Source organism: Methylomonas montana, from assembly GCF_030490285.1.
Classification (GTDB): Bacteria; Pseudomonadota; Gammaproteobacteria; order Methylococcales; family Methylomonadaceae; genus Methylomonas; species Methylomonas montana.
In genome coordinates, this window is record NZ_CP129884.1 from 3448809 (window position 1) to 3462603 (window position 13795).

General features: G+C 57.6%; 8 protein-coding genes. 2 read left to right on the plus strand and 6 right to left on the minus strand.

The genetic code is table 11. The annotated features are described in order from the left end of the window. Positions 1 to 13: 13 nt before the first annotated feature. Both QZJ86_RS15905 and QZJ86_RS15910 read right to left on the minus strand, forming a co-directional pair. The gene (locus tag QZJ86_RS15905) at positions 14 to 1678 is read right to left on the minus strand and encodes a ShlB/FhaC/HecB family hemolysin secretion/activation protein (protein ID WP_301671452.1); all 1665 of its coding nucleotides are present in this window, start codon (positions 1676 to 1678) and stop codon (positions 14 to 16) included. Positions 1679 to 1871: 193 nt separating this feature from the next. After that, positions 1872 to 5249: a two-partner secretion domain-containing protein gene (locus QZJ86_RS15910; protein ID WP_301671453.1), complete on the minus strand. Its 3378-nt coding sequence runs from the start codon at positions 5247 to 5249 to the stop codon at positions 1872 to 1874. 665 nt (positions 5250 to 5914) lie between these two features. Between QZJ86_RS15910 and QZJ86_RS15915 the strand changes: the two genes are divergently transcribed. Beyond that, complete coding sequence (locus QZJ86_RS15915) at positions 5915 to 7744, plus strand: bifunctional metallophosphatase/5'-nucleotidase (protein WP_301671454.1); 1830 nt, start codon at positions 5915 to 5917, stop codon at positions 7742 to 7744. Positions 7745 to 7892: 148 nt separating this feature from the next. On the opposite strand, the gene QZJ86_RS15920 is transcribed toward QZJ86_RS15915, so the two are convergent. The 4 genes from QZJ86_RS15920 to QZJ86_RS15935 all read right to left on the minus strand — a co-directional run bounded on the left by QZJ86_RS15920 (position 7893) and on the right by QZJ86_RS15935 (position 11945). Beyond that, entirely contained in the window at positions 7893 to 9011 is a 1119-nt protein-coding gene (locus QZJ86_RS15920; protein WP_301671455.1) for a methyltransferase, read from the minus strand. A gap of 13 nt (positions 9012 to 9024) precedes the next feature. Continuing rightward, positions 9025 to 9648 (minus strand): TetR/AcrR family transcriptional regulator, encoded by a 624-nt coding sequence (locus tag QZJ86_RS15925; RefSeq protein ID WP_301671456.1) that lies wholly within the window; start codon positions 9646 to 9648, stop codon positions 9025 to 9027. A gap of 108 nt (positions 9649 to 9756) precedes the next feature. Beyond that, complete coding sequence (eutC, locus tag QZJ86_RS15930) at positions 9757 to 10560, minus strand: ethanolamine ammonia-lyase subunit EutC (RefSeq protein WP_301671457.1); 804 nt, start codon at positions 10558 to 10560, stop codon at positions 9757 to 9759. A gap of 2 nt (positions 10561 to 10562) precedes the next feature. Continuing rightward, positions 10563 to 11945 carry an ethanolamine ammonia-lyase subunit EutB gene (locus QZJ86_RS15935; protein WP_301671458.1) on the minus strand — a complete coding sequence of 461 codons (1383 nt, stop codon included), beginning with the start codon at positions 11943 to 11945 and terminating at the stop codon, positions 10563 to 10565. Between the two features lie 171 nt (positions 11946 to 12116). Between QZJ86_RS15935 and QZJ86_RS15940 the strand changes: the two genes are divergently transcribed. Beyond that, a complete protein-coding gene (locus QZJ86_RS15940; RefSeq protein ID WP_301671459.1) occupies positions 12117 to 13559 on the plus strand; it encodes a flavin monoamine oxidase family protein in 1443 nt (480 codons plus the stop codon). Positions 13560 to 13795 lie beyond the last annotated feature (236 nt).

Genomic DNA, 13795 nt, shown 5'->3' on the forward strand with positions numbered 1-13795 from the left:
TCCCTTTACGACTTCAGAAGGTCAGGCCGATTTGCGCCCGCACCCGGTAATCCTCGGCATTTGCCACGGCGGTCGGGATCGGTCCGATGCTATGCGCGAACTGGACCAGACTGTTGAAGGCGCGCCAGCCCGCGTAATAACCCACCCCGACATCGGACAGCTGGACGCTGTTTTCTTGCGTATAGCCGGCATGCTCCACATAGACGCCGCCGGTGTCGGCGAACACGCCCGCCGCATGCCTGATGCCGCCCCATTCCGGCAGCGTGTAACGCAGTTCGCTCCCCACCATGAAGCCGTTGTCGCCGGTCACCGTCTCGCGGTAAACCTTCAGGCCGCCGCAGCTGCTGCAGGTCAGGTTCATCTGTTCGACGGCATCGAGATTCTTATCCAACAGCGCCTTCTGCAGGCTCACCGTCGCGTTCAGGCTCCACAACGGCGTCAGCGCAAGCGTGGCGGAAAAATCGATATTCAGCCGCGCGTAATCCCCGGCGGTGTTGGTGCCGGCCCGGTTGAGCGCTTCCTGTTCCGCATCGTCGAAATCAAGGTTGCCGTAGGTGAAGCCACCCGTCAGGTTGCTGTAGACTCCCATCCCGAATAAGGAACCCCAGCGCTCGTGGCGCAGGCTGACGGTGCCGGTTTCCGCCTCCCTGGAAATGATGAGGCCCGACACGCCGACCTTGTCGCGCAGCAGCTTCTTCGCCAATCCCAGCGACAGGTAGAGACTTTCCTCGCGGCCGCGCAGCAGCGGATAGCTCAGCGACGACTCGAAGTAATAGGCCTCGCCGGTCGCGTCGAGGTTGGCATAGACGGAACCCAGTTCGTAGGTCGTCGCCGCCGCCGAAATTTCTGCCCGGAGGCCATTGTCCATCAGCGGGAAGCTGTATACCGCGCCGCCATTTACCAGCCCCGTGCCGTCGCTGACCATGCCGCGCGCGGTGAGCTGATCGGCAAAGCCGAACGGCGAATTCAACGACACCCCACCGCTCAGACGATACTCGCCGGTGTAGCGCGAACCCAAGTTGTCGCCCAGCAGATAGCCCAACACCCGTTGATCTCTAGGTACGACGATACCGAAATCCGAGGTGCCGGCGGCCATGCCCCGCTCGATGGTGAGCTTGGGCATGGCCGCGCCGGGCATGTCATCGACCAGCAACATCGCACGTTCGAGATCGGGCCGCGATACCGCGTTTTCCCCTTGCAACGAAGCGAAGGCGCCGAGCAGCAAACCGTCGTCCACCAGCGACTGGTTGTCGAGCATGAGCTTGCCGTACTTGCCGACGATGATGCGGATGGTCAGCACACCCGTGCTGGCATCCTGGCGCGGCACATAGGCCCGCGCCATCAGATAACCGCGGCTGCGGTACAGTGCGGTGAGCTTGGCGGCGGCTTCCTGAATCTCGGCCATGCTGAGCGCCCGCCCCTGGTAGGGAGCGAGTTCGGCTTGCAATTCGGCTTCGGGGATAAACTCGGCGCCTTCCAGGCGGAACTCGCGCACCATCAACGTTTCGCCTCTGGGCAGGTCCAGCGGGCGCGTCTCCTGCTGAATGATTTCCGGCTCCGGCGCCTCGCGCGGCGTGGGACGGCGCGGCGGCTGCGTGTCCTTGACTGCGTCGCCGGCGCGGTAGCTGGGGGTTACAGGCGTCTGGGCCTGGCTAGCGCCGGAACAGGTACAGCCCATAGCCAGAGCGAAAAGGGTCAATAGCCGTCGTTTTGCAGCGGCACAGCGAGAAGATCGGTTCATTTGATGGCTGGTAACAGTGAATGGTAAAAGGCCGGTCGCCGACGCCTGCGACGGCTGGCATCTCCGCGAGCAGTGCAGAAACGTAGCTATGCCCGATCATCGTCAACCGGAGAACAGCAGGGTGTGGCGTCTATTTACTATTATTACTATTCGGTTTTTCCTCCTCATCTAAGTCGTAAATGACCCCATCGACCTCGATACGCCGCACGTTCGCGGAATAGCTGTCTGAGTCAATGAAAACAATATTATTGTCAATGCTGGATGGAGCTTCGACTGATCGAGTATTGATGCCGGCGCTAGAGACGGCCTGCCGTTGGGCCTCTGCCGCACGCGTCGAACCCAGCTGTGACGCCGTCCTGGCGACAGTGGCTTTAGCAGCTTGTGCAGCAGCCTCGGCAGCGGCTTGCACGGCGGCGTCTGCGGCGGCTTTCGCAGCAGCCTCGGCAGCGGCTTGCGCGGCGGCGTCTGCGGAAGCTTTCGCAGCAGCCTCGGCAGCGGCTTGTGCGGCGGCGTCTGCGGCAGCTTTCGCAGCAGCCTCGGCAGCGGCTTGCGCGGCAGCGTCAGCAGTAGCTTGTGCAGCAGCCTCTGCTGCGGTCCGCTCGGCCAGCACCTGATCGATGGTGCCGTTTGCGTAGTACTCCATGTCGGGAACCTGATCTCCGCTCAAACCATGACTGCTATTAGTTCCGGCGCTATTCACGAAGTTGTCGGAATTGCCGAAAGCGCCGGAAACCCCTTGGGCGTTGTAATACACATCGGAATTAACGTTCGCTTTATTCGATAGCCCGATCACACCGCCGACGCCTGAACTCCCGGTGACTGTCCCGCTCGTCCATGAATTACTGATGGTGCCGGCCGGCCCTGAGCCAAGAGCGACTCTAAATTGACCAACTAAACCGCCTACGTTTTGCTTGCCCGTGACATTCCCGGTAGCGTGAGAACCGCTGATGTTTAGCGTGTATCCTCCGGGACGTCCGGCATTCGCATAGCCGATCAAGCCGCCTACATTGGTTCCGTTCGGCGCGTAAACATTGCCGGTCTCATAAGAGTTTGTGATCGTGCCGGCTTTGGCGCTCAAGCTGCCAATCAATCCGCCGACATAACCGGTACCGATGTAACCGGGGCCAAGCACAACGTCGCCGGTGGCATAGGCGCGATCCATCGTTAATATCCCGGCATTAGGTCCCAGATCGGCGTTGCCTATCAATCCGCCTACGCCCTCCGCTACAATATCGGTTCTCGAGTAGTTGGCGGTCACATTTCCGGTCGCATAGACGTTTATGATATTAACCGGGGTTTGGGTGGAACCATTTAACTTGATTTGGCCGATAAGCCCGCCAATCATCTTTCCGCCGCTGACATTACCGGTGGCAAAGGAATCCTTGACAGTCATGGACGTTAGAGAACCCGGAAGTCCGGGGCTATAACTCATGAGACCGACCAAGCCGCCAACGGCGTATGACGAATCAAGGGCTATAATGTTACTCAGGGCATAGGCATTGAATATACTTGTGTTATATGCAGCACCGACCAAGCCAGCACCGTTCCCGGTGACATTCCCGGTCGCGTGGACGTTTTTAAGCACGCCTCTAGAAGCGCTGCCCAATAACCCAGCGCCACCTGCTAAAATATCCACGCTTGAAAAAGCATTGGTCATTGTCCCCGCGAATCCCCCTGCAAGACCTCCCGAAGCTTCTACTGAGATTTTGCCGGTGCTATAGGCGTTGGAGATATTGCCGGTAAAATTTATAGTAGTGCCCGAGAAGCTTCCGGCTAATATGCCGGCACCAGCCACACCGCGTGAGTTTGTGTCCACGCGGGAAATATCCGCATTGACGATACCGATATCGCGGGCCGTCGCCGAGGGATCGGTTGCTTTGCCGATAAATCCGATACCGCCCCAGTTACCGTTGAAGGGGCCGAGCGCGTCGGGGACCGACGCCCGGAGGGTTAGATTGCTGACGGTATGCCCAAGCCCTGTCAGCACGCCTGAAAACAAATCCACCACCGACAGAGCCCCGGTATGGGCGCTGCTCCAGGCCGTCGCATCGAAGTTGGTTGCCAACGCGTATTTGCCGGTGACGCCGCTGATAGCCGCCAGACTGTCCATATTACGGATCAGGGTATAGTTTTGATTATTGAGCGTTAAGCTGCTATTGCTACCGGGAAGCGTCACGCTGCCGTATATTCCCCCGCTGGTATCGGGTTTCGCGACCGGATTGCCGTTGGCATCAAGCACCGTTCCGCTGTAGCTGGCCTTGGTGCGGATGTTGTAGTCGCCGCCGTAATTCATCGCCAGCGCTGCATGGTCGCCGCTCAACGCGATACCGTTATTGACGTTGACATCCTGCCCGGCGGTCAGCGTAAGTCCGGCCGAGTCCCCATCGGCGGTGATGGCCGCATTGACGTTGACGTTGTGGGTGGCCTGCAAGGCGAGCTTGGCGTTACTGTTCCAGCCGACGGCATCGTTGACGTCGAGGTCGCCGTCGGAACCGCTGCCCTGGGTCGACTGGATGATGATGTTCGCCGCATCGTTGGAGAGGAAACCGGCTAGTTGGGTAGCGGTCATGTCGCCGCCGCTGTTGGCGATGGTGTAACCGTCGGGATCGATCAACCAGGTGCCGTTCTTGCCGCTAGCAGCCTTGGCGGTGATAACGGCGCTGTCGGCGATCTTGACATGTTCGCCGCTGGTCTCGATGAAACCGCCATCGCCGCCGCCCGACGCCGAAGCATCCAAGGTGCCGGCGATGTTGGCGGTGCCGCCGTAGGCATAGGCGACGATTTCGCCCTTGAGGTCGGCTAGCGTGCGCGCCTGTACCAAGCCATCGTTGTTCACCTGGCTGCCGAGCAGTTCGTCGACCGCGCGGGCGGTGAGGAATATCTTGCCGCCATCGGCGTAGATTGCCTCCCGGTTCTCTACCAGTGCATCGAGTGCGCCCTGGTCGATGCTCACGCTCAGCAGCGAGTCGCCGTTGAAGTTGAGGGTGATCCGCTCGCCAGCGCTCAGCGCCGCCGTGCCACGGGTAGCGAGGATCACGCCCTGGTTCAACGCCTCCTTGCCCAGCAGCGCCACGTAGCCGCCGTCGGCCGCGCTGAGGGTGCCCATGTTGATCACCGATCCGCTGCCGCCGCTACCCTGAAACACGTAGCGGCCGGCTTCGAAGTCTTCGTTGCGGATGTCCAGCGTGCTGGCCACCAGCCCGGCGGCATTGACGCTGCTGCCCTTGGTAAACAAGACGCCGTTGGAATTGATCAGGAAGATCTGGCCGTTGGCGTGGAGCGCCCCTTCGATCAGGCTCCGTTCGTTACCCAGCACGCGGTTGAGGGTGATCGAAGACGAATCCGGCTGCTGGAAGTTGACGGTTTCGCCACGACCCACCGAAAAGCCCTGCCAGTTGATAGTCGCCTTTTGCGTGTGCTGGGTGATGTTGGTCGCCGCGTCAGTCTGGCCGATCACCGCGCTGCCGCTGACGACCACGCCGTCCGTGGGGGCAGCAAGCAGCGGCATGGGGCCCAGAGCCAGCGCCGTCGAAATAGCAAGCGTAAGTTTGTTGTGCGAGAACGGTTCGCGTCCGTGCTGAATTTTAATCATTCGTTATAACCTATGGTATATAACGACTAAATTAGCAACATGTATGCCAGTAAAATACGTTATGCCTACGATCAATGATATGTCACTCGGAAACCCGTCTACCCATTTGTCTTTTTCGAACCGAAAAGCCTGTGTCTCAGCACATCGCCGGCTTTTTCCGACCTCGGCGGTCAATATTCGTTATGTACCATTGTTTACAACGAAGGCGTGCTCGTCCTAACATTGTTGTTAAGCTAACAATCAACGGTATACCGGTAGCGTTTCTTATGATGCCGCCGTTTGATCTCGGACTTGTTAACGCTTTATGAAAACCTGATCGGCTTTAGCGAACGCTGATCCTTATCCCTCTCGACGGACCGCCACAGCAACCCACAAACTGCCACGACGACGTCCGTGCAAAGCGGGTCGGGCCAAATTTGTATTACGTTTCGCGAAACTGTCATCGAATAATCACAAGTTCATCATAAAAATCCCCTAATCTCCCGGCTTTAAGCAGTGCGCTGGACTTTTCTCAACCGACCCACAATCAAGTAACCCGCTCCGAAAATCGGGGCAGTGGGAATATTTAACGGAGCAATTGAATGTTTAGTAAATCGTTTCTTGCCGCGGCCATCCTGTCGGCCTTAACTGCCCAAGCCGGAGCTTCCGATCTGAATGCAAACGGCACCCATCATGAGCTGGCGACAGACGATCAAACCCGGCACGGCAAACCGGCAACCACCACGATCAAAATCGTCGCTTTCAACGACTTCCACGGTCAAATGGAATCGCCGGGTACTTTTCGTCAAACTCCGACCAGCCCCCAATCAACCAACATCCCGGTTGGCGGCGTGGACTGGATGGCAGGCTATGTTGAAAACTTGAAAAGCGAAAACCCCAATACCGTGGTAGTTTCAGCCGGCGACATCATCGGCGCAACGCCGCTGATTTCGGCGTTGTTTCATGATGAAGGCACCATCGAAACGATGAACCGCCTCGGCTTGGACTTCAACGCGGTGGGTAACCATGAATTCGACGAAGGCAAGGACGAGCTGAAACGCATGCAAACCGGCGGTTGCCACCCATCCGACCCTAATTCCTGCCAGGGCGCGTCGGTCGGCACACCGGTGCCCTTCGAAGGCGCGGATTTCAAATTTTTGGCTGCCAATGTCATCGAAACCGAAACCGGCAACACTATTTTCCCGTCATACGCCATCAAAGAGGTGGGCGGCGTCAAAGTGGCTTTTATCGGCATGACTTTAAAAGAAACGCCCACTATCGTGACGCCAAGCGGCGTCGCCGGCCTGCAATTTGCCGACGAGGCCGCGACCGTGAACGCGCTGATTCCTAAGATTCGGGCCCAAGGCGTTAAGGCGGTGGTCGTGCTGATCCACCAAGGCGGAACCGTACCGCTTACCCAAAGCGCTGCAACCATCAACTCGTGCGAGGGCGAACTGGAAGGCTCGCCGATCAAAGCTATTGTTAATCAGTTAAGTAATGCGGTCGATTTGGTTATTTCCGGACACACCCATCAAGCCTATAACTGCCAGATTGCCAACGAGGAGGGACGCCTGATTTCAGTGACCAGTGCCAATTCTCAAGGCCGGGTACTGACCGATATTGATGTCGCGATCAACACCGCCAACGGCGAAGTCAGCGGCGTCAGTGCGAAAAACATTGTGGTCGATCGCAACAACACTGCCGTCACACCCAACGCGGACATTAAAAACATCGTGGATGGTTACAAACTGATTGCTACCCCCATTGCCAACCGGGTGATCGGTACGATCAAGAGCTCAATCACCCGAGCTGCCACTGCTGCCGGCGAATCCGCCTTGGGCGACGTAATTGCCGACGCACAACTACTGGCCACCAGCAAACCTGGTTTCGGCGAAGCGGTGGCATCGTTCATGAACCCCGGCGGCATCCGTGCCGATCTAAGCTATGCCTCCAGCGCAGTGGGCGAAGGCGACGGCAAGGTCACTTACGCCGAAGCCTTTACCGTACAACCCTTCGGCAATACCTTGGTGACCTTGACCTTGACTGGCGCGCAAATTCACAGCTTGCTGGAACAACAATTCACCGGTTGCACAGAGGGCTATCCGGCCGGTGCGCCCACTGGCGGACAAGCTTTCAACCGTATCCTGCAAGTCTCCAACGGCTTCAGCTACACATGGCAGGAAAAAGGCACGCCTTGCGATAACGTCGATCCGGCCAGCATCAAGATCAACGGCGTCGTGGTCGATCCTGCCGTCAGCTACCGGATTACCGTCAACAATTTCATGGCCGACGGCGGCGATCAATATTATGTGTTGACGCAGGGCACTAACCGCCTGGGTGGCGCGCTGGATCTGGATGCGTTGGAAAACTATTTCACCGTCAACGGCGTCGTCGAGCCCGGTCCACGGAATCGTATCTTGCTGGCGCCATAAGCGATTGTAGTTGTAAGCTCTGTAGTACTTAGCCCGCCGGTTTGCAATACGGCGGGCTTTTTTTTTGCGTCGCATTCGCCAACTGGAACACTGCCCGCACGCGCCTGCCGAACCGAATGCATTTGCAGCTGAAGCTACCGCGCCGATCTCAATACGCGGGTTTCAAAACGAGTATCTTGCCCATCGTCTGTAAACCCACCGACTCCTCCAGCGCCCATCCGGACTTCTCGAAAAGCCCGCGCCATTCGCCAAGCGTTCTTTCCCGGCCTCGGGTGTTCACGAACATCTGCATATCGAACGCCGCACTGGCAAAATCCGCCTTTGATTCCGCGACCACCATTTCCAGCAATGCAATCCGGGCACCGCTACCGGCACTGGCCGTAGCCAGATTGTGCAGCACTTTCAAGCAATTCTCGTCGCCCATGCCGTGCAGCACGGCGCTTAATAAATAGATGTCTTTGCCGCTCTTGGCCGGGGGAACCGCTTCGAGCAGGTCTCCAGCCTGGAAACTCAAACGGGACAGCAGCTCTGGCGGCTGCTTGCCGGCCCAATCGCTTGCCGCCGTTTGAATCACCTGCTCCCGGTCGAACACTAAAGCCGTTAGCTGCGGATGCCGTTTCAAGATCGCCAAAGCCTTACTGCCTTTCGAGCCGCCTACATCGATGATGCGCTCGAAGCGTCCCCAATCGAAATCGTCGGCAAAACAGTCGCCGGTCAAGGCCTCGACACTATCCATCGCGCGGGCAAACAGCGCATCGAATTCGGCATGCTGGTCCATGTAGGCATATAGCTCGCGGCCATGAGCCAGTTGAAACGGCACCGCTCCGCCGCGCAGCCCCTGCTCCAGCTGTTCATACCAAGGCCGGCTCATTGCCGTCGAGTTATGCATCAACACCATCGCTCTGACATTGTGCGGATGATCTTCACGCAAATGCTCAGATAGTGCGTTGTTTTTAAAAACCCTGGGCGATACTTCTGCGAAGATGCCCAGCGCCGCCAACATGCGCAGCAATCTATAAACGGCATCAGGCTGAGCCGAGACCCGTTCCGCGATCACTTCGATTGCGAGCTGTTGATTGCCCAACACCGTGGCGATGTCCAGACGCACGGCAACATAAAGCGCGCGCGACTGCCAAAACGCCGAGCCGATCTGGATCAACCGAAACGGCGCCGGCATCAACTTATTGGGAAGCTGTTGCAGCCAAACGGCAAACTTCATCAGCTTGGCAAAGCGCCTCACCGCGCCAGCATTTTTTTGGAACGACATGTATTGCCTCCTCTTATTGTTCTTTGGCCGGCGCCAAGCCGGCGGCAAACAAGTGGCCATTGAATGCCGCCAATCGTTCAAGGAATGCGGCGTCCATGGGCTGGCCCATCTGCTCCTCGAAAAAATCTTTCAGCAGCATCGGCATCATCGCCAAACTGACGAATGCCATCCGTATGATGTCGGGGTCCGATGCCGACCCGATTTGTCCAGCCGATTTGAGCTCGTTGACCTTTTTGGCGCCTCGGCTGCGGCCGCGTTCCAATAGCTGTTGAATGAAACGCCGGCCCGGCCCTTGGTTTAATGCCAGCACTTTCAGGATCAACTTTGGGAATTCCGGTTGCTGGGACATCGTCCGGTAATACAATTCGAGGAAATCCTTAACGCCATCCAGCGTATCCAACAGCGGCCCGTCCAATACGTTCAACAGCGGATTCAAGGTTTCCCGGATCATCTCCTCGTACAAACCTTCCTTGTTGCCGAAGTAATAACGGATCATCGAGACGTTAGCGTCGGCCTTTTCCGCGATCAGCCGGGTCGTGACTTTGTGGTAATCATCGGACAAAAAACTGTCCAGAGCGGCTTTCAACAAGCGTTCGCGGACGGGATCGGGCACAATCGCCTCGGCGGTATCAATCATCGCATTCTCCAAATTCAGATAGTGAATTTAGATTAGCAATTGCCGGTCGGCGTCTCCAGCAGTTTCGTCAATCAATTTGGCGGGTTTGATTGACCGAGGCCAAAGTTATCAAAGAAGACTTGGATTGTCCTCTTGTCGCGATAACGGTGATTGAATGGTATGGGCATCGCCGCATAAGCGATCTGTCGGCATATCGTCTTTCAGCATCACGCCGGAAACCCCGCGCATCAAGGCTTGATTACCGAGATAGGCCAGTTTGGCGGCAGCGGCTGGGTAGGACAAACCGTCCGGCGGGCGGATATTGGAGATGCAGTTGCGCTCCGCATCGGTATTGCCGATTTTCGGCGCGTAGGTCAAATAAGCGCCCAAGCTGTCGGCAGCGCTAAGGCCCGGACGCTCACCGACGATGATGACCACCAACCGCGCCTTCAATAACGCGCCTATTTGATCCGCTAGCGCCACCCGAGCGTTGGCTACCAGACAGATCGGTCCGAGCGTTAACGAGCTACTCCGGTAAGCGGCAACCACTGCTTCCAACAAGGCCAAACCATGACGATCCAAAGCCGTCGACGACAAGCCATTGCTGACGATCAAAGCCACGTCGACCGCTTGAGTGCAGCGAGTCTCCAGCAATTGCCGGCTCGATTCGGCAAGGCAACGGCCACGGTCAGGACGTTGCAGATACTGCTGCCGACTGGCAACCGGCGTCGCCAAAATCAACGTTTCCAATCCCAGCCTCTCCACGCGCTCGGCAAATCCGGCCACGTCCCAGGGTTGATGCACCGCATCCCGCGCCGCGGCGTGGGCGAGCTGAAAATCCAGTAGCGCGGCGGTCGGCAGGCCGCAGCCGACGCGGCCCTGGGCGATGCGGGCCTGGGTAAAACGGCGTAGGTTGTACCAGGAATCGTTCATCGCTACGCTGCCGGCAAACCGTGGAAATCGCTCAGCAGTGGCGCTGCAATCCGGCCGGACGCCAAACGGTTTTGATTGTCGAAAATACCCATCCGCTCCAGCCATGCCTCGAACTCCGGAGCCGGCCGCAAACCCAGCACTTGGCGCAGATACAGCGCGTCGTGAAACGACGTGCTTTGATACGCCAGCATCACGTCATCGGCGCCCGGTATACCCATGATGAAATTACAGCCGGCCACGCCCAACAGCGTCAACAGAGTGTCCATGTCGTTCTGATCGGCTTCGGCGTGGTTGGTATAACAAATGTCGCAGCCCATCGGCAAACCCAGCAGCTTGCCGCAGAAATGATCTTCCAGGCCGGCGCGGATGATCTGCTTGCCGTCGTACAAATATTCCGGGCCGATGAAACCGACCACGCTGTTGACCAGTAGCGGATCAAATTCCCTGGCGACCGCGTACGCCCGCGCCTCGCAGGTTTGAGCATCGACACCATGATGGGCGTTGGCGGACAACGCACTGCCCTGGCCGGTCTCGAAATACATCAATTGCTTGCCGACGCTGCCGCGGCCCAAGGCTTCGGCCATCGCCTTGGCTTCGTAGAGCATGGCCAAATCGATGCCGAAACTTCGGTTGGCCGCTTCGGTGCCGGCGATGGATTGGAACACCAAATCCACTGGCGCGCCGCGGCGCATCAGTTCCATGCTGGTCGTGACGTGGGACAGCACACAAGATTGAGTGGGAATTTGGTGATGATTGATGATCTCGTCGAGCAAATTCAACAAGGTGTAAACATTATCCAGATTGTCGGTGGCCGGATTGATACCGATCACCGCATCGCCGCTACCGTACAGCAGGCCGTCCAAAATACTAGCGGCAATGCCGCGCGGGTCATCGGTAGGATGGTTGGGTTGCAGGCGGGTGGACAGCCGGCCAGACAAGCCTACGGTATTACGAAAACGGCTGACCACACGCCGGCGGCGGGCCACGGCGATCAAGTCCTGGTTGCGCATGATCTTGCTGACCGCTGCGACCATTTCCGGCGTCAGCCCAGGCGAGATGGCTGCCAAATCGCCTCCGTCACTTAACAGCCAATCGCGAAACTCACCGACGCTCAACATTGCCACGGGTGAAAATGCCTCGGCATCGTGTCGTTCCAAGATCAGTCGCGACACCTCGTCCTGCTCCGATGCAATCAAAGGCTCTTCGATGAATTGCCGTAACGGCACATCCGCTAATAGCCGCTGAGCGACGGCACGCTCGACTTCCGATTCCGCCGCCAAGCCAGCCAGTTCATCGGCCGCTCGACGCGGCGAAGCCTTGGCCATCAAGGTGCGCAGATCGCGAAAACTAAAACTCTTGCCCTGTCCGGTTGCGGAATAGATCATAAGCCAAAAGGTACGGGATGATTCGGTAAAAACCGAGAATACGACAACTTTGTGACCGCTATGTGACGCTTTGCATATCGAAGCTGTGCTCGCGGGTTTAGTCATGGCTGTGCAATATTAAGGTAATACGCTGACATGATTAGCTACCTCAACCTCCAGCAGGCAATGCAAATGACCCCTCTTTATCCTGAACAAACCAGCCGTTTTGTTGGTTTTATACTGTTGACGCTGTCGCTGAGCTTGCGCTCGGCCGGTTTGTGCGCGGAACCCGCTAGCGCCGAGGTGTTGATCGTCGGCGCCGGCTTATCGGGTTTGAGTGCGGCTTATCATTTAAAAAAGGCCGGCAAATCCGCCCTGATTCTGGAAATGAGTCCGCATATCGGCGGCCGGATTCGTACCGCATCCTACGCCGATGGCGCTCATGCCGAAGTGGGCTTGGAAGAGTTCTGGGAAAATAATCCAGCTATCGAAATATTTCGGGAGCTGAATATGCCGATGGAAACCGCTTACAGCAGTTTTTCCAGTTTTTATTACCAAGGCAAACTGTATCCGTTTACCCAAGATTCCAATCCGGCATTCCTGGCGTCGGTGCTGGATGCCGACGAGTTGAAAGCTTACCAAAACTGGGACGCTAAAATGGTCGAGCTATACCGGCAACTGGATCGGCGCCCGCTACCGGACCACCTGTTAGCACTGAAAGAGACTTCCTTTGCCGACTGGATTAAAGACACCAGCGGCCTGCCGGCGAAGGCCCAGGCATTGATACGCATCGAAACAGAGCCGGAATATGCCACGTCCTGGCAAAAAATCAGCGCGCTGGATGGCATCGCCGAGTGGCATTACTTTTCCGGAAACGGTCTGGCGCCGCGCCATGTGGTCGGCGGCAACCAACGCGCGGCATTGGCGCTGGCCAAGTTTATCGGCACTGAGCGCATCCTGCTCAACCAACTGGTCACGCACATCAAGTCCACCGACAGCGGCGTGGAAGTCACCGCCACCGACCAAGGCAGTTTTAAGCAACAGGTGTTCCGCGCCAAATACGCGATTACCGCGATCCCTTTGTTCCGGCTCAACGACATCCAGTTCAGCCCGCCGTTGAGCGCCGAGCGCAAACAGGCTATCCAGACCCAATCCGCCGGCGCTTACTTTACCGCCCATCTGACGGTGGATAATGCCGCCAACAGTTTCTGGACCCATGCCGGCGAAAGCGTGCTGCCGATATTGACCGACGGACCGCTGGGAGTGATTTACGAAGGCGCCTCGAAGCCGGGCGAGGATGCGTTGTTGAATTTACTGGTGAGCGGGGCCGACGCGGAGCGCTTTAATTCGCGGATCAGCGATCCGGACCAGATTCAGGAAGCCTTGCTGGCGGCCTTTGACAAGCAATGGCCGGGTTTTCGGCAATCGGTGAAACAGATGAGTTTTTACCGCTACCACCCGCGCGCCATCGCCTCTTGGCCGGTAGGCCGCTCGCGCTTCGATAGCTTGTCGGAATCGTTGAGAAAGCCGCAAGGCCGAGTGTATTTTGCCGGTGACTTTACCGAGGATACGCATTCCAACGGCGCTTCGCAGTCGGCAATCCGGGTAGTAAAGGCTATTTTGCGGGAAGATTAACCAGCGACTATGCCGGCTGGCTGTAGCTACCACTCATATTGCCTAGAGTTTCCGCTGATCGCCACTTACCGGGTCCGAACCGACCTTTCATCAGACAAGATGCTTCGCTAGCATTCTGGTTTTAAGATCCTGTTACTGGCGATGACAACGGCCCGTTATCTTGACAATAAAAAAGGGTGCGATCGCCAATGCGCCACACCCTTGTGTCCATGAGCCTTGCAGTAGGGAAACCCCGT